The sequence below is a fragment of the Streptosporangium sp. NPDC020072 genome (assembly GCF_040631445.1).
In the GTDB taxonomy this organism is placed as follows: domain Bacteria; phylum Actinomycetota; class Actinomycetes; order Streptosporangiales; family Streptosporangiaceae; genus Streptosporangium.
The window spans coordinates 179507-195194 of record NZ_JBEYAB010000004.1 but is presented as its reverse complement, the minus strand read 5'-3'; the positions used below and the strand labels follow the sequence as shown (position 1 = coordinate 195194).

At 68.5% G+C, this 15688-nt stretch carries 14 protein-coding genes and 2 pseudogenes; 8 read left to right on the top strand and 8 right to left on the bottom strand.

Annotated features, from left to right (window positions below; all coding sequences use genetic code 11):
- Positions 1-303: 303 nt before the first annotated feature.
- From ABZ470_RS10435 to ABZ470_RS10420, 4 genes are all read right to left on the bottom strand, one after another.
- Positions 304-1299, bottom strand: coding sequence for a helix-turn-helix domain-containing protein (locus ABZ470_RS10435; RefSeq protein WP_362911123.1), 996 nt, complete (start codon positions 1297-1299; stop codon positions 304-306).
- A gap of 154 nt (positions 1300-1453) precedes the next feature.
- The gene (locus ABZ470_RS10430; protein WP_362911122.1) at positions 1454-1942 is read right to left on the bottom strand and encodes a hypothetical protein; all 489 of its coding nucleotides are present in this window, start codon (positions 1940-1942) and stop codon (positions 1454-1456) included.
- Between the two features lie 307 nt (positions 1943-2249).
- Positions 2250-3704 (bottom strand): hypothetical protein, encoded by a 1455-nt coding sequence (locus ABZ470_RS10425; RefSeq protein WP_362911121.1) that lies wholly within the window; start codon positions 3702-3704, stop codon positions 2250-2252.
- Positions 3705-3731: 27 nt separating this feature from the next.
- Entirely contained in the window at positions 3732-5915 is a 2184-nt protein-coding gene (locus ABZ470_RS10420; protein ID WP_362911120.1) for an NACHT domain-containing protein, read from the bottom strand.
- A gap of 124 nt (positions 5916-6039) precedes the next feature.
- Between ABZ470_RS10420 and ABZ470_RS10415 the strand changes: the two genes are divergently transcribed.
- The 3 genes from ABZ470_RS10415 to ABZ470_RS10405 all read left to right on the top strand — a co-directional run bounded on the left by ABZ470_RS10415 (position 6040) and on the right by ABZ470_RS10405 (position 8543).
- Positions 6040-6591, top strand: a complete 552-nt coding sequence (locus ABZ470_RS10415) for a sigma-70 family RNA polymerase sigma factor (RefSeq protein WP_352014815.1) — start codon at positions 6040-6042, stop codon at positions 6589-6591.
- On the top strand, positions 6588-7163 hold the full coding sequence (locus tag ABZ470_RS10410) for a hypothetical protein (RefSeq protein ID WP_362911119.1): 576 nt from the start codon (positions 6588-6590) through the stop codon (positions 7161-7163). Before ABZ470_RS10415 ends, ABZ470_RS10410 begins: the two co-directional genes overlap by 4 nt.
- A gap of 414 nt (positions 7164-7577) precedes the next feature.
- A complete protein-coding gene (locus ABZ470_RS10405; RefSeq protein ID WP_362911118.1) occupies positions 7578-8543 on the top strand; it encodes an EamA family transporter in 966 nt (321 codons plus the stop codon).
- A gap of 129 nt (positions 8544-8672) precedes the next feature.
- On the opposite strand, the gene ABZ470_RS10400 is transcribed toward ABZ470_RS10405, so the two are convergent.
- Positions 8673-9074 (bottom strand): nuclear transport factor 2 family protein, encoded by a 402-nt coding sequence (locus ABZ470_RS10400; RefSeq protein ID WP_362911117.1) that lies wholly within the window; start codon positions 9072-9074, stop codon positions 8673-8675.
- Positions 9075-9177: 103 nt separating this feature from the next.
- Entirely contained in the window at positions 9178-9630 is a 453-nt protein-coding gene (locus ABZ470_RS10395; protein WP_362911116.1) for a hypothetical protein, read from the bottom strand.
- An 87-nt stretch (positions 9631-9717) separates the two neighbouring features.
- On the opposite strand from ABZ470_RS10395, the pseudogene ABZ470_RS10390 reads away from it, so the two are divergent.
- Positions 9718-9939: pseudogene (locus tag ABZ470_RS10390) on the top strand (helix-turn-helix domain-containing protein); the annotation flags it as partial.
- A 55-nt stretch (positions 9940-9994) separates the two neighbouring features.
- Here ABZ470_RS10390 and ABZ470_RS10385 read toward each other — a convergent pair.
- Positions 9995-10543, bottom strand: a complete 549-nt coding sequence (locus tag ABZ470_RS10385) for a hypothetical protein (protein ID WP_362911115.1) — start codon at positions 10541-10543, stop codon at positions 9995-9997.
- A gap of 21 nt (positions 10544-10564) precedes the next feature.
- Between ABZ470_RS10385 and ABZ470_RS10380 the strand changes: the two are divergent.
- Positions 10565-10720 (top strand): annotated as a pseudogene (locus ABZ470_RS10380) (transposase); the annotation flags it as partial.
- A gap of 55 nt (positions 10721-10775) precedes the next feature.
- Here ABZ470_RS10380 and ABZ470_RS10375 read toward each other — a convergent pair.
- Positions 10776-11936, bottom strand: a complete 1161-nt coding sequence (locus ABZ470_RS10375) for a helix-turn-helix domain-containing protein (protein ID WP_362911114.1) — start codon at positions 11934-11936, stop codon at positions 10776-10778.
- A gap of 282 nt (positions 11937-12218) precedes the next feature.
- On the opposite strand from ABZ470_RS10375, the gene ABZ470_RS10370 reads away from it, so the two are divergent.
- The 3 genes from ABZ470_RS10370 to ABZ470_RS10360 are packed head-to-tail and all read left to right on the top strand — an operon-like array spanning position 12219 to position 15686.
- Positions 12219-13007, top strand: coding sequence for an alpha/beta hydrolase (locus tag ABZ470_RS10370; protein ID WP_352014824.1), 789 nt, complete (start codon positions 12219-12221; stop codon positions 13005-13007).
- Between the two features lie 25 nt (positions 13008-13032).
- Positions 13033-13893 carry a VOC family protein gene (locus ABZ470_RS10365; protein ID WP_352014825.1) on the top strand — a complete coding sequence of 287 codons (861 nt, stop codon included), beginning with the start codon at positions 13033-13035 and terminating at the stop codon, positions 13891-13893.
- Positions 13894-13916: 23 nt separating this feature from the next.
- Positions 13917-15686 (top strand): FAD-dependent monooxygenase, encoded by a 1770-nt coding sequence (locus tag ABZ470_RS10360; RefSeq protein ID WP_362911113.1) that lies wholly within the window; start codon positions 13917-13919, stop codon positions 15684-15686.
- Positions 15687-15688 lie beyond the last annotated feature (2 nt).

The following is a 15688-nucleotide window of genomic DNA, read 5'->3' as shown; positions in this document are numbered from 1 at the left end:
TGTCATCTCTCCTCCCGAGAGCCATGTGAACGACCGGCCCGGCGAATCACGAGAAACGCCGGACCACGCCGCCCAAAACGTCAGGCGTTTTTCGTACGGCCTTCGCCGATCGGGTTTCCACCCCCATTGCCCGCGCGTCGTCCCACGCGTTCCTCCGCGTTTCGTTTCGCGTTTCGTTCCGTGGTGGAGGCCGTACAGCCCCTGTTTCCGCCTGAGACGATCAGGTGCACCTGTACATATGCTCGCAGCGAGGGAGCAGGGGCGTCATTGACTGTGAGCGCTCAATCGTTTGCCAGGAGCGCACTACTCCACGGCGTACGTGTCCGGCTCTTCGAGCGCCCGGCGCCGGAACTCCCCCGGCGGAACACCCTGCGCGGCTCGGAAGACCCGGCTGAACTGCACGCCGTCGGTGAACCCCCAACGGGTGGCGACGGCGTGGACCGGCACGGTGCGCAGGGCCGGGTCGGACAGGTCGCGGCGACAGCGGTCCAGCCGGCAACGCCGGATCCAGGCGGCCACGCTGATTCCCTGGGCCTGGAACAGCCGGTGCAGGTAGCGGGTGGAGATCTGGTGGGCGTTCGCGATGGTCTCGACGTTGAGGGCCGGATCGCTCAGGTGCCGTTGGATGAAGGCGTGGATGCGCGCCCGCAACGCCTGGCCGGACGACCCGGCCTGCGGGGAGGATCCCGCTTCGAGGACATGGGCGCAGGTCGCGGCGACCAGGTCCAGAGTGATCGTGGACAGCCGGGCGGCGTCGGCGACGCTGTAGCCGGGAGTGTGCCGGGCCAGCTCGATGATGTGGCGGCGCAGCAGGGCACCGACCCCGGATGAGCAGGGAAGACTCCGGCCGGTGAGCCGTACCAGAGAGTCGGCGGGCAGCGGCATCAACGCCTTGGGGATGTGCAGGATCATGCTCTCGTTGCTGCCGGTCGCGTCGGCCAGCAGCCGGGTGTGGAAGGGCCGGGCCGCGTCGTAGAGGAGCAGGTCCCTCGGGCCCGCGGTCACCCGGCGGTCGCCCTGGTCCAGCACCTTGCCGCCGCGCAGGGGCAGCGAGAGACAGTACGTCTCGGCGTCGGAACGGCGGATCAGCACGTCGGTGCGCCAGGCCCGCAACGGCGGGGACGAAAGCCGCGACAGGTACAGCGCCCCGAGGCTGATCCGACGCAGGACGGCATGGAACGTCCCTTCGTGGTCACTGCGGATGGCCATCGGCATCAGGGGACCATCGGTCGTCTCCCGGCGCCGGGAGAAGCGGTCGGCGGCGGGCAGATCATGGATGCGGAAAACGACCTCGCTCATCGCCCGTTCCCCAGAACTCGCGGTTCTTTTTCACCCGCTAAAAATCCATTGCCACACATGAAAAAAACCTCCCCCACGGCGCGAAACAATTCTGGCCTTTTCACGGTATAACCCCCGGCCACCGACGGCCCGCGCCTTCAATAAACGGCCGCCCTCAGCCGGGATTCACGGGCAGGCGAATCTCGGTCACCCTCGCCACTCCGACGGGGTCCCGGGTCTCGTGCATGGTGACGACGTCACCCGGCCTGAGATGTCTCCAGAACCCGAAGGTCAGGGGAATCAGCCTCGCCGCCCCGCGGCCACCCGGCTCCAGGAACCTCACCCCGTCGATCCAGAGGCCCGCGACGCCGAGCAGGGGATCGCCGTCGGGCGTGGTCCGACCGACATCCCACATGGGACGGAGCAGCCCGCAAGAAGGCACGGGGGATCTCCTGGGCCCGAGACGGAGCTCGGCGAGAACGACTCCGCCACGGGCCTCGACGCTCCGCCAGCCGTACCACCGGGCATCGTCGTGAAGCCACAGCAGGCGCGCCGCGTCCGCCAGCAGGTCCCAGAACTCGGACGGCTGGGGAAACACCTCGGCCGACTCCTCAAGAAGGAGCAGAGCGGCCTCCCAGTCGTCCTGCTCCAACAGCTCCGACACCTCGGCCGCCCCACGAGCGCCGGGAGGAAGAAACCGAACGGCCCGAGAAAGCGGACCCGTTCTCGGCGCCCGCCCCCGTGGGTCGCGGGGTCCTTCGATCTGCGGCACCTCGGAGACCATGGCCGCCATGGACTCTCGGAGGGCTCGCGCCCTGGCGGCGGCATCCGTCTTGACGAGCTGGGCGCAGTAGTCAACCGGGGCATCGCCAATACGAATTTTCCCATTATGACGCACATAGATGGATTTACTCTGGCTGAAATCCATATAGCGGATGATACATCTCACTCGCCATAAAAACGTTATTTTTCTAACCAGCCGTGACGTTCCGGTTTCCGAAAAGGCGACGTCCAGACGGCCCTTCCTTCGAAGGAACCGGCGCGAGAGCGGCGATGAGCGCGGCCAGGAGGGACAGAACCAGGGGCAGGGCGGCGATCAACAGCCATGGCGTCTCGAAGGAGACCCGCGGTATCGGCTCCCATTCGATCGGGGCGGTGAACGGCCAGGCCAGGAGCAGGCCGACCACGCATCCGGTGACCGTGCCGACCGCCGTGCCGCACGCCGTACCGATCCCCACCCTGCAGGCGGCGAACAGCCGTGGGGAACCACCGCCGAGCCGGGGCAGCACCCGCGTCGTCCGAGGGCCGCCCCTGCCCACGAACAACGCGGCGCCGAGAGCGAGGACGACCGCCACCGCGACGATGGGACGCCAGCCGGTGGAGGGCTCGAACCCACGCTCGACGTAGGTGGTCGCGGTGTCGCCAAGCCGACGGTCGATCCGCTCCTGCTCGGCCCGCGAAGTACGGTGAGCGGAGGGGTCGATGATCAGCTTGTCCAGCTGCGGCTGGTAGCCGAGATCCCTGATGACCTTCGCCGGGACGAACAACTCCTTCACCTCGGGGTCGGTCGGCCTGACGACGATCGCGGGCACGTTCCTGGACGAGAGCGCATCGGCCCCCTCAAGGGGACCGTAGGAGATCGTCACCGTGTCGGCCTTCACGTCGTCGGACGTGACCACCACGGCCGTGTTCTCGTCGTACGGCGTCGCCGGGTCACCGGTCAGATAGTGGAGCAGTTCCCCCTCCCCGAAGACGCCGACCGGGGTGACGGCTTCGAAGTCCGGCAGTTCCAGATTCTCGACGTCCGGGATGAAGTGCCAGGCGCCCGCGCGGAGGCTCCGCACCATGGGCACCCCGGGCAGTTCCCGCTGGACGGCCGCGTGCACGACGGCCACATCCTCCGCGGAGGAAACCTCGACCAGGAGGGCACCGGGGCGCCCCTGCGGGAAATACCTCACCCTTTCCTGCGCCGTCGTCGCGGTCGCGACGATCGTCACGATGACCGCCATGGCCGTCAGCACCATTGTCGTCGTGACGACGGCGGCCGACCTGGCCCGATTGTCGGCGAGGTCACGGACCGCCAGACGCATCAGTGGCGGCAGCCGTACGGCGCGCTGTACCAGGACTCCCAGCAGCCAGGAGATGAGCGGGCCAAGACCGAGGAGGAGCACCGACGCGCTCGTCACGGCCAGCAGGATGGTCGTCCCCGCTGCGAAGTCGTCGTAGTGCTGATCCTCGTGAGTCCACCACGCGACGCACACCAGCACCACGAGGTTGAACGCCGACAGGGCCGACCCCCGGCGCAGAGGAGCCCGGAGCATACGGGCGTGACGACCGTTCGGGGCGGACCGTGCGGCGAACCTGACAGAGCCGAACGCGGGTACGAGCACGAAAACGACCAGTATCCCCGGGATCAGCACATCCATCAGGAAATGATAATGGCGACAAAAACATTATTTCCGATTATCAGCCGATAAAGCGAGGTGGTCCTGAAGGGCCGCGTGGCGGAACTGATAGATCGGGCCCACCGTGCGTAGCAGACCGAGCCGGTGCGCGTCGTCGAGGAAGGGCATCAGGTCGCGGGGCAGCAGACGACGGCGGGCGAGCCGGTGGGTGGCGACCAGATAGGCCGGCCACCCGTGGTGCTCCCCCACCGAGGCCGCGAACAACAGCCCGAACATGAGCGCCACCCCCACCGTGCTCACGACCCCGACCACGACCCTGTGCTCCGCCACGGGGACGGCCCCGGGCAGGAGCCCGTAGGCGAGCCCGAACAGCACGGTGAACACGACGTCGAGCACGACGAGGCGGACGAGATTGAGAGCGCGGTCGTCCCGCAGACTCGACAACGGAGTGCCCGCCGTACCGGCCGTCGGCGCCTCAAGCCGTACGGCGATCGCGGACGAGAGCCCGTACACCAGTCCGGACGTGAGGCCGAACAGAAGGCCGATGGCGAGCCCGAACAGCGCCGTGGCCAGGATCGGGGCACCGGAGGCGGAGCCGTATCCGAGCCCGACGGCCACCCCGAGCACGAATCCGACCGCGGCCCCTCTGAACGTCCCGCCCCTGCGGCGCCCGCCGCGAGGCCGGGTCCCGCCGGACAGGGAGCCCGGTGTCTCCCGACACCATTTTTTGATCTTGAACGCGCACACGATCCCGAACAGCAACCCGAACCAGACGCCGGACAGGAACCACCCCCGGCCGTTGTAGGTCAGCCAGTTCGGCTCCCCGGACGCGACGCCGTAGACCAACCGGCCGAGGAACCCGATCACCACCCAGGCGACCGTCGAGGTCACGACCCCGGCCAGGAAGCCCGTACGGAGCCGTCCGGCGCCGGTGTGCCGGGCGAGCTGCCACCAGGCCAGGTCACGGGTGTCGGCGGCGGTCATCAACCGGGCCAGGTAGGCCAGGTGGGCGCGCATCCGTTCGGCCTCCCAGGCCCTGCGGGGACGGAAGTGCTCGGCCGGGTCGCGACTGGTCAGCCGGGAGGCGACGGCGGCGGGGATCAGCCGGTCCAGCAGGTGCGCCCGCAGGCGGTCGGGGTCCTGGGCGAGGTCGCCGGTGAGCGGAGCGGGGTCGGCGGCGGGGGCGACGTAGCCCGCGCGGACCAGCCACAGGCCGAGCGCGGTCGAGGCGACCTCCGTCAGGCCCGGCGCCGTGCCCTCGGCCAGCGCGGTGAAGACCGGGGACCAGCTGTGCCGGGGACGCGGCGGCAGACAGGCGCGTAGGTACCCGGCGACGACGGAGGGGGAGAGCGGCAGGGGAGCGATGACGGCCGCGGCGGTGAGCACGTCCCCGGCCTCCGCCACGGCCTCGGCCAGCTCGTCGGCCCGGCTGGTCAGCACGAACCCGTCCCGGTCGGCCAGTGAGGCGTTCAACGCCCTGATCACCGCGCCCCGGTGCTCCCCGGTCAGCTCGTCCAGACCGTCCAGGACGGGCAGCACGTGTCCCTGTCCGGCCAGCGCCCCGGTGACGCCGCCGCCGAACGCCGAGGTCAGCGTGGGGTAGTCCCGTGCCAGCCGTACGGCGAGCCAGTCATGCAGCCGGGGACGCTCGGCGGGGTCCCAGCCGGTGAGGGTCACCAGCACCGGCACCGGCTCCCCGGGAGCGGCGGAGTCGAGCAGCTCCAGCAGCAGCCGCACGGCCAGGGTGGTCTTGCCGCTGCCCGGCCCGCCGGTGATGACCAGCCGCCGCCGGTGCAGTTTCCTGAAGGCCTGGGCCAGATCGGCCCCCTGACCGCTGGAGACGGTGAACCTCAGCGGCTCCGGCCCGACCAGGTGCGGATGGTCCATCAACCCGGCGTCCTCGGTCAGCCGCCAGCGGACGGGGATCGGGTGCGGGTCGCTCAGCGAGCGGACCCGTGACTCCTCGCGCCACTGCTCGGCGACCAGCAGCCCGAGCGCCTCCCTGGCCGCCCGGACGGTCTCCCCGGTGACCAGCGAGGACGCCGGGGTACGGCGGTCGCGGAGCGTTCCGTGGACCGTCAGGGCGAGACCGGCCACGGCGACGAACAGACCGAGCACGCTGGCCCGCTGGTCGGCCGTCTCCAGGTCGGTCCGCCAGAAGTAGAGGAGCATGCCCGCCATGGCGCCGACGAACAGGGCGAGGCCCGCCTGGGTGAGGACGCGTCTCCGCATGCCCTCATCGTCATGCCCCGGCAGGATCGACGAGAGGAAGTTCGGCGAGTCTGTGACCTGCGGATGTAACCCTTCTTCTCGATTCTCACCAAGCAGGGACGAATCGACGAAGGGAGCATGACCGGTGCTTCGCAAACAGGCGAAGATCGCCACAGATCCTGTGGCGTTCGACGCCTTCTATCGGCGACATGTCGATGCGGTCACCCGCTTCCTCGCCCGTCGCGTCGACGACCCGCACACCGTGGCCGATCTCGTGGCCGAGGTGTTCGTGGCCGTCCTCGACTCGGCCCACACCTACCGGGCCGACCTGGGTTCCGAGATCGCCTGGCTGTACGGGGTGGCCCGCAAGACGATCTCAGCCGAACGACGCCGGGCGTACAGGCAGCACCAGCTGACGGACCGGGTCGGCGGACGTCGTCATCTGGACACCGACGACGTCGCCGCGCTGGAGGAGCGCATAGACGCCGAGCGGGAGGCCAGGCGGATGTTCACGGCCATGGCCGAGTTGCCGAAGGGGGAGCGCGCGGTACTGGAACTGGTCGTCGTCGACCAGCTCACGGTCACGGAGGCCGCGCTCGCCCTCGGCATCCGGCAGAGCACCGCCAAGGTGCGCCTGCACCGAGCCCGCCGGACACTGCGGAACCTGCCCTTCGTCATGAGTGGAGCATCAGGATGAGATACGAGGAGCAGCTGCTTATGGACCTCAAGGCCGAGATCATGGACCGCGCCGAACGGCGCCGCCGCCTCACCCGCCGGTTGTTCGCCGGTGGCGCGGCGGTTCTCGTCGCCGGAGCGGCGGCGGTCGCGATCCCCGTGCTGACCGGGACGGGAACACCCGCCTACGCCGTGAACAAGAAGGCCGACGGCACGGTCAACGTGCAGATCCACGAGTTCAAGGACGTCGACCAGCTGGAGCGGGACCTGAACGAGGCCGGTGTCCGGGCCGACGTCAGCTACCTGCCCCCGGGCAAGCAGTGCGAGAAGGGCAGGGGCAAGGTCGGCGGCAAGGCCATGGGGCCGGGTGCCGACGCGGCCGCCCGCATCGTCAAGGGCGGCCTGGACATCAACCCCCTGCTCATCGGCCAGGGCCAGACCCTGGTGCTGGAGTTCACCGGCGACCAGGAGGAGACGGCCGAGACGAAGAAGTACGAGATGCTGTGGCGCCTGACCGCGTCCCTGATCACCGGCCAGGTCGGACCGTGCGTCCCGGTCGACGACCCCACCTGGAAGGGTCGCGTCGCGAACTGACGCACCCGCGATCGTCAGGCCGTCGCGGATCCCTGTACGGCGAGGCGGGTCGTGAGGCTGTCCCATGCTCTGACCGGTTCACGCTTCGCGGTGGTCCGTATCCGATCCGTGTTCTTCGGGTACGGACCACCGTTGACCCACCCCGGCGCCACGTGGTCATCGAATACGAACCACCGGCCCACCACGACGCGAGCAGTCAGCCGTGCGGCGTCGGCGGCCCGTGGTCATCGGATGCTGACCACCCCGTCGGCCCGCTGACCGGCAGGCGTTAGAGTCACCGTCATGTACTTGATCGTCTCCCCGCCGCCCGCCCACTAGCGGGCGGCGTCTCCACACCCGGCTGATCACACCCGGGTGTCTCTTCGCTGTCCGCGACCGAGGATTCCGTCGAGACAGCGATCCCTGGAGATGATCGTGCTTCACTCAGGTCCTCTGCCGATCGGCAGAGCCGTGTTCTACATCGCCGTGGCGGCCGTCGCGTGGGGAACGGGCGGCGTCGTCGCCGCCGTGCTCCACTCGACCAGCGGGCTCGACCCGCTGACGGTGTCGTTCTGGCGCTTCTTCGGCGGCACCGCCGCGCTCGCCCTGGCCTGGCCGCTGACGCGCCCCCCGGGTGTCCCCTCCCTCGTCGGCCGGTTGAGGTCAGGCCTGTGGCGGTTCGCCGTGACCGGCACCGGAATGGCCGTCTACCAGACGGCCTACTTCGCCTCCGTGAACTTCGCCGGTGTCGCCGTCGCCACCGTGGTGACCCTGGGATTCGGACCGGTTCTCGTCGCCCTGGGCGCCCGGCTGTGGCTGGCCGAGCGCCTCGGCGGCCGAAAGGTCCTGGTCATCGCCGTGGCGCTGGCCGGCCTGACGGCGCTGGTGTTCGGAGGGGATCCGGCCACCGGCTCGACCGCCCGCGCCCCTCTCCTCGGCGTGGGGCTGGCACTGCTGTCCGCCGTCGGATACGCGGGCACCACACTGCTCAGCCAGGTGATCGGATCCGAGGAGGGCGGCGACGACCCTGTAGGTAACGCGCTGATCGGATTCGCCATCGGGTCGGTGTGCCTGCTGCCCTTCGCGCTGGCCCTGGGGATCCTGCCCGAGCGGGGCGCGCCCATGACGGTCGGCGCCCTCCTGGCCTACCTGGGACTGTTCCCCAGCGCCCTGGCGTACGGGTTGTTCTTCACGGGGCTGCGGACGGTGCCCGCGACCACGGCCTCGATCGTCACGCTTGTGGAGCCGCTGGCGGCGGCCGTCATCGCGGTGTGCCTCCTCGGCGAGCGCCTCACGGCCCTGGCCCTGCTCGGCGGGGCCGTACTGCTCTCGACGGTGGTCGTCCTGGCCGTCACGAGACAGGATCGTCCCGACGAGGCAGGACCCCGGCGGACCCCCTGACAGGGACCTGAACCGACAGGTGACCATCGCTCACACGGGATGACTCCAACCCTCCGAACCTGGAGTTTTCGTGCTGCTACGAGGACATCGACCGGTTCGTCCTCCGACTGACCGCCGGCGGAATCCGGCTCACGGCGAGGGCCGGGACGCCGAATCTTCTTCGAGAGGTTCAGGATTTCCGGTCCTTCCGCGGTCACCGCTGTCGCGGTAGGTCCACATCTCGACGAGCTTGCCGTCGTGCGTCCGGACAAGCCAGATCAGCCCGGGTGCGACCCCGTCGACGCCTCCAACGGCGGCGACGAGGTCGCCCTCGCCGAGAACGGCGTCGATCTGGAACCTCAGGTCGGGCTGTGCCGTGCGGATCCGCTCGATCGCCTCGCGCACTCCCTGGACGCCGACCACCTCCGGATGGGCGTGGTCGATCCAGTCGGGGCTCAGGATCTCGGCGGCCATCGAGGAATCACCGGTGTTCCACATCTCGAAGTATCGGCTCACGGCCTGTCGGGCCCGCATGGTGACGTCGCTGTTCAAAGGTGCTCTCTTTCTTCCTGGCCAACAGGCCTTGGTGGTCAGTCCGTGACAAGGGGTGGACGATGCCCGATCGTGGCTCGCATCCGTACCCGAGGCGCCTGCCTCAGTGCTCGCGCCAGAGGCGGTGGTTTTCGAGTCCGTCGAAGAGCTCCTGGAGCACTTTCGGCGAGCCGGTGGCGAAGAACGCGCGTTCCATGATCGCCGCAGGTGTCGGCCCGGTGATCCAGTCGGTCAGGAGCGTGTACCACTCGGCGTCGTGGCCGACGCTGCTGTTGAGGCCATGCATGAGCCACGCCATGTGGCGGGCCGCGGCCTCGGTGCTGTCTGACTCCCACTCGGCCAGGTACGGAGCCAGGTCCAATCCCAGATGATAGGCGATGATTTCGATCATCGTCGTGACGTCGACGCCGCGCGGATAGTGGTTCAGGGTGTGACGCCACCATGCGTCGCAGACGGCGACGATCGCCTCCCGCTCCGGCCGCTTCCAGCTTTTCCACGCGTTGCCGATTCTCATCATCGTGATGTCCGCGTACAGGAAGCCGTTGAGTTCTTCCATGATGAGCAACTCAAGGAGCCGAGGGAGGAAGTGCTTGAACTCGCCTTCCTCACCCAGGTGGACATGGCGTTGTTGGCGTACGGTCCCAACCTGCTCGGCTACGACCCGGGCACGGTCCACCGCTGGATCGACCGGTTCAATCGCCGCAGTGTGGCGAGCCTGGCCGACCTGCCTCGCTCGGGTCGCCCGCGCCCGGGCAGCCGACGGCTGACCGGCCGCATCACGGCTCTGCCGGCACACCCGGGACCGTGGACGATCCCGCGGCTGTGGCGGTTGCTGAACCGGCCCCGCATTAGCAGGCGCACCCTGTAGATGAAAAGGCTCACTCCGAGCGGGACCGTACCATTTGGGGTTTGTGTCCAGGTTAGAAGTCGCTGTACTGGCTAACCGAGAGGCTGGGCGCCGACCAGAACTGGATGCGGAACTCCTCCAAACCCTCCGGGTAACCACCGTCGTCATCATCCTCGTCGTCATACGTTTCATCCGATGAGGAGTAGACAACGACCTGGCTCGCCTTCTTGATCCGCTGGGCGCGGACCGACCACAGGGCTGCCGGCTCTCCTAGGTCAAGGACCGGACCTCCGTTGCCCACGGAGTTGCCCGCCCGAACCTGGCCTGAACTGCTGCGCATCGGCTCAGCGGCGGTCTCGGCCTGACCCTCCGGGTCGGCAGGCGGTTCGCCGTCCCACAGTTCGAGCGCGACATCCGCTATGTGGTGGTAACCCTGAAGGCTGCGCACGATTGCCATGTTCTCCGTGACAGCGAACCAGGGGTTGCCCTGCCTCACCAGCTCGTACAGCTCTTCCGGGGCGAGTGCGGCGGTTGAGAAGGAGAGCCCGTCGACGTCCATGACGGTGAATGAGCCGTACATCACCAGGAATGGACCCGCGACGCGGGCGATGAGCTTTGACATGGTTCTCCGTTACCCCACCCCGGGCGTAAGCGGCTCGATGACCGCAAGGCGCTGTGCGGGATTTTGTTCGTGCTCTACACCGCGATCCCATGGGAATTCCTGCCCCAGGAGCTCGGGTTCGGTTCGGGCATGACGTGCTGGCGCCGGTTACGCGACTGGCAGCAGGCCGGGGTCTGGCCGACCCTTCCATCCCTCTGATCTCGCAGCCGGTCGCGACGCGGGCGCCGGAGACTCACCTGTGCGGCCACAGGCCGGCGAGGCGGGCGATGCGGAGGCCGGCGTGCAGTTCCAGGCGGGTCGCCCCGTCCGTGATGTCGCAGCCGATGATCTCGCGGATGCGGTCAAGCCGGTAGTAGAGCGTGCTGCGGTGGATGCGCAGACGCCGCGCCGTACCCTGGATCTCGCCGCCGCTGTCGAGGTAGCCCTCCAGGATCGTCGCGAGTTCGGCACCCTGGGGCGCGCCCAGCAGGCGTCGCACTCCGGCGGGGAGCTGGCTCGCTGTCAGCCGGTCGAGCGGCAGTTGCAGGAACAGACGGTCGATGCCGAGGTCCTCCCAGAAGACTCGCCTGCCGTAACGACGCCTGTCCAGCCGGGAGGCGCGGAGGGCGAGCCGGGCCTCGTGGTAGGAGTCGACCGCCTCCGGCAACGACGGTTTCACGCTGCCCACACCTGCCACGACCTCCTCCAGATCGTGGTCGGCGAGGGCGCGTTCGAGCCTGTCGTGGTTGACCGGACGCGGAAAGAGAACGATTCCCTCGGCTCCGAGAACGGCACCGACGATCTTCACGGTCGTCGATCTCATGGTGAATTCGAGGGTCGCCTCGACGGCAAGTCTCGTCACCGACCTTGAGGACGACTCAGGGGCCTGGAGGACGAGAACCGAGTAATTCTCGACGTCATCGATGAGGTTTTCCCGCACGAGGGTCTCCGCCGCCGCCGAACGGGCCTCCGGCGATTCTCCGAGCAATGCCGCAAGCAGGTTCTTCGAATTCTCCTTGTCGTGCCTCCGCTCGGAGATCCGCAGTGAGAGCAGCGCCCCCATTTCCGGCGCGGCGGATTCCAGTACTTCGAGATCGTCGACGCGCGGCGCCTCCCGATCCTCGACGTAGTAGACGTAGCCGAGCAGCTGCTGCTCATGACGCAGCGGAAGGACGACCAGTTCCCCGTCGGCCTGAGGCACCCGCACACCGTGCTTCACGTAGCGTAGCCGATGCCCTTCCACCAGCGAATTCGTCACCGGCGCCGTCGAGCCCGCGAGCAACCGGGCGAGCCGGGCCAGCCGGGCGTCGGTGTCGTGGACGCTGAACGCCGCGATCTTCAGGTCGTGGTCGAGCACCACCAGCGCCACGCCGAGACGGTCAGCCAGGTCCTGGACGGCGTCATCAAGGCTCACAGGGGTTGCTCCTCTCCTGCGACACAACGTCGGATCAACACCGACAACTAACGACACATCGTACGAAGCGCATCAACGTGGTGTCTGTCTACGGTGGTGCGACAACGCACAAGCTAGCAATACCAGGGGCGAAAGAGGCAAGTCCCGCCGTCGCCTGGCAGGCCCGATCCCGGCCGTTCACCGATCAACGCACCATCCTGAGCAATGCCCGTGCGTGACAGGAAGGAGCCCATTCCAGTGACCGAGCGCACCGTCGAAACCAATGGCTATTCCACTTTCTTCTTGGAAAGCGGGGAGGAGAGCCACGAGACCGTAATTCTTCTGCACGGCGGCGGCCCCGGCGCCAACGCGGGGTCGAACTGGAGCAGCTTCATCCCCGCGCTGAGCGACGACTATCACGTGGTCGCCCCCGACCTCGTCGGCTACGGCCGCACCGACCACCCCGAGGACATGCCGGGCAGCCTGACCGGATGGATGCGCATGCGGGTCGAGCAGGTGCTCGCCCTGATGGACGTCCTCGGTGTCGAGCGGGCGCACCTGGTCGGCAACTCGATGGGCGGCGCCCTCGCCATGCACCTGGTGATGACGGCACCGGACCGTTTCGCCCGGATCTCCCTGATGGGCAGCGCGGGCGGGCACTCGCAGCCGACGCCTGAGGTCATGCGGATGGTGTCCTTCTACAAGGACCCGACGATCAGCGCGCTGGAGAACCTCACCAGGTGGTTCGTCTACGACGAGGACGCCCTGGGCACGTCGATCTCGGAGATCACCGAGACGCGTTACAAGGAGGTCATGCGGCCCGAGGTGCGGCGTTCCTTCGAGCGCTTCTTCTCCTCCTCCCCCGCCGAGATGGCCGTACCGCCGTCCGCGCTGCGCCGGATGCCGCATCCGTTCCTCATCGTGCACGGCCGTGAGGACCGCTTCGTCACCCCCGACTCCAGCGTCTTCCTGCAGCAGCACCTGCCCAACGCGCAGCTGCACGTCTTCCCGAAGTGCGGTCACTGGGTGCAGATCGAGCGCACCGCCCAGTACGCGGCGCTGCTGCGCGGCTTCCTCACCGACGCGTTCTGACCCCGTACGACTAGGAGAGCACAGCATGGACATCAAGCAGCTCGGCTACCTTGGCCTGTCCGCGCGTGAGCCGGACGCCTTCACCACCTACGCCACCGACATCCTCGGCATGCAACGGGTCGAGGGAGAGGACGGCGCCACCCACTTCCGCATCGACGACATGCACCACCGCATCACCGTCGAGGCCGGAGAGCAGGACGGCGGCGCCTACTACGGCTGGGAGGTCGCCGACGGCGACGCGTTGAGCGCCGCGCTCAACGAGCTGAGCGACCACGGCGTCGTGGCCCACGAGGCGACGCAGCGGGAGCTGGAGATCCGGCGCGTGGCCGGTATGGCGCACTTCCTCGACCCCGCGGGCAACCGGGTCGAGCTGTTCCACGGGGCCTCGCTGGGCGAGGGGCGGTTCACCTCGGCACGGGACATCGAACGGTTCGTCACGGGTGACCTCGGCCTGGGCCATGTCGTACTCGCCAGCCCGGACGTGGCGGCCCAGCAGCGGTTCTACACCGACGTCCTGGGCTTCAAGATCAGCGACACGATGCGGGTGCCGTTCCAGGCGACGTTCCTGCACACGAACCCGCGCCACCACAGCATCGCCTTCGTGGACGGCCCGTTCTTCGGCATCGACCACCCGTTCCTGCACCACTTCATGCTTGAGGTCCCCGACATGGACCAGGTGGGCCGGACCTACGACCTCGTGCTCGACCGCGACGTCCCGGTCACCATGACGCTCGGACGGCACAGCAACGACCAGATGTTCTCCTTCTACGCCGAGTCCCCCGTCGGTGTGCACACCGAGTTCGGCAGCGGCGGCGTCCTCATCGACGACGAGACCTGGCAGGTCACCGAGATCCCCGGCCCCGACCTCTGGGGCCACCGGCACTGACCGCACCTTTTTGGAGCCATGACATGGATACCCTCACCCCCGTCGTGGAGACGGACGTACTGATCGTCGGGTCCGGTCCGGCGGGAGCCACCGCCGCGGCGCTGCTCTCGACGTACGGCATCCCCAACGTGGTGCTCAACAAGTACCCCGGGGTCTCGAACACGCCCCGCGCGCACATCACCAACCAGCGCGGCGTCGAGGTGCTGCGTGACCTCGGGCTGGAAGGGGAGGTGGTCAAGAACGCGACTCCGCAGCACCTGATGGGCGAGCACGTGTACGCCACGAGCCTCGCCGGGCGGGAGCTCGGCCGTCTGCGCACGTGGTACACCCATCCCCACTTCAAGGCCGAGCACGACCTCGCCAGCCCGTGCTCCGTGTGCGACCTGCCACAGCACGTGCTGGAGCCCATCCTGGTCAACGCCGCCGCCTCCCGGGGGTCGTCCGTCCGCTTCAACACCGAGCTGCTGACGTTCACACAGGACGACGAAGGCGTGACCGCCCTGGTCAGGGACAGGCTGACCGGCCAGGAGTACGGCATCCGCAGCAAGTACCTGATCGGCGCGGACGGCGGCAACTCGACGGTCGCCGCGCAGGCGGGCCTGCCCCTGGTCGGCAAGATGGGGCTCGGAGGCTCGATCAACGTGGTGTTCGAGGCGGACCTCACCCGCTTCGTCGAGCACCGTCCGGGTGACATGTACTGGTTCGTTCAGCCGGGTGTCGGCCACGACGGCAACGGCATCGGCGTGCTGCGCATGGTGCGCCCGTGGACCAAGTGGATCGGCGTGTGGGGTTACGACGTCAACGCCGGGCACCCCTCGCTCACCGAGGAGGACGGCGTCCGCATCGCGCACCAGCTGATCGGCGACGACCAGGTGCCGGTGAAGATCGAGTCGATCTCCACCTGGGCGGTCAACGACGTCTACGCGACCGACAACATGGCCGGCCGGGTCATCTGCGTCGGCGACGCCGTACACCGGCACTCGCCCATGAACGGCCTCGGTTCGAACACCTCCATCCAGGACAGCTACAACCTGTGCTGGAAGCTCGCGATGGTGTTGCGCGGCGAAGCCGCACCCACGCTGCTCGACAGTTACCGGGACGAGCGGCTGCCGGTCGCCAAGCAGATCGTCCAGCGCGCCAAGCGCAGCGACGGGCTGATGCCGCAGATCTTCATGGCGCTGCGTCTGCCGCCCGCCTCCGGCGCGCAGGAACTGCACGACGCCCTCGACGCCCTGCTGCAGCCGACGGCCGAGGGCGGCCGACTGCGGCAGGAGTTCGACACCGCGCTGCAGAACACGATCATGGGCTTCAACACGCACGGCGTCGAGACCAACCAGCACTACGCGTCCGCCGCGATCGTGCCCGACGGCACCCCCGAACAGCCCGCGCCGCGTGACGAGGAGATCTACTACTTCGCCTCGACCCGTCCGGGACGCCACCTGCCGCACGTGTGGCTGACCAGGGACCAGCGGCGCGTCTCCACCTTCGACCTGTGCGGCCGGGGACGGTTCACCCTGCTCACCGGCATCAACGGCGCCGCCTGGCGGGAGGCGGCCGAGCGCGTCGCCAAGCGCCTGGGGGTGCCCATCCGGGTCTGGTCGATCGGCCGCGGCTGCGACTACGAGGACGGCTACGGCGACTACCGCACCCTTTCCGGGGTCGCGGAGGACGGGGTTCTCCTGGTCCGCCCGGACCACATGGTCGCCTGGCGGTCCGCCTCCGCGGTGGACGATCCGGAGGCGGCGCTGGGCGCCGTGTTCGGCCAGATCCTCGGCCGCACGACCAAGGAGTAGAG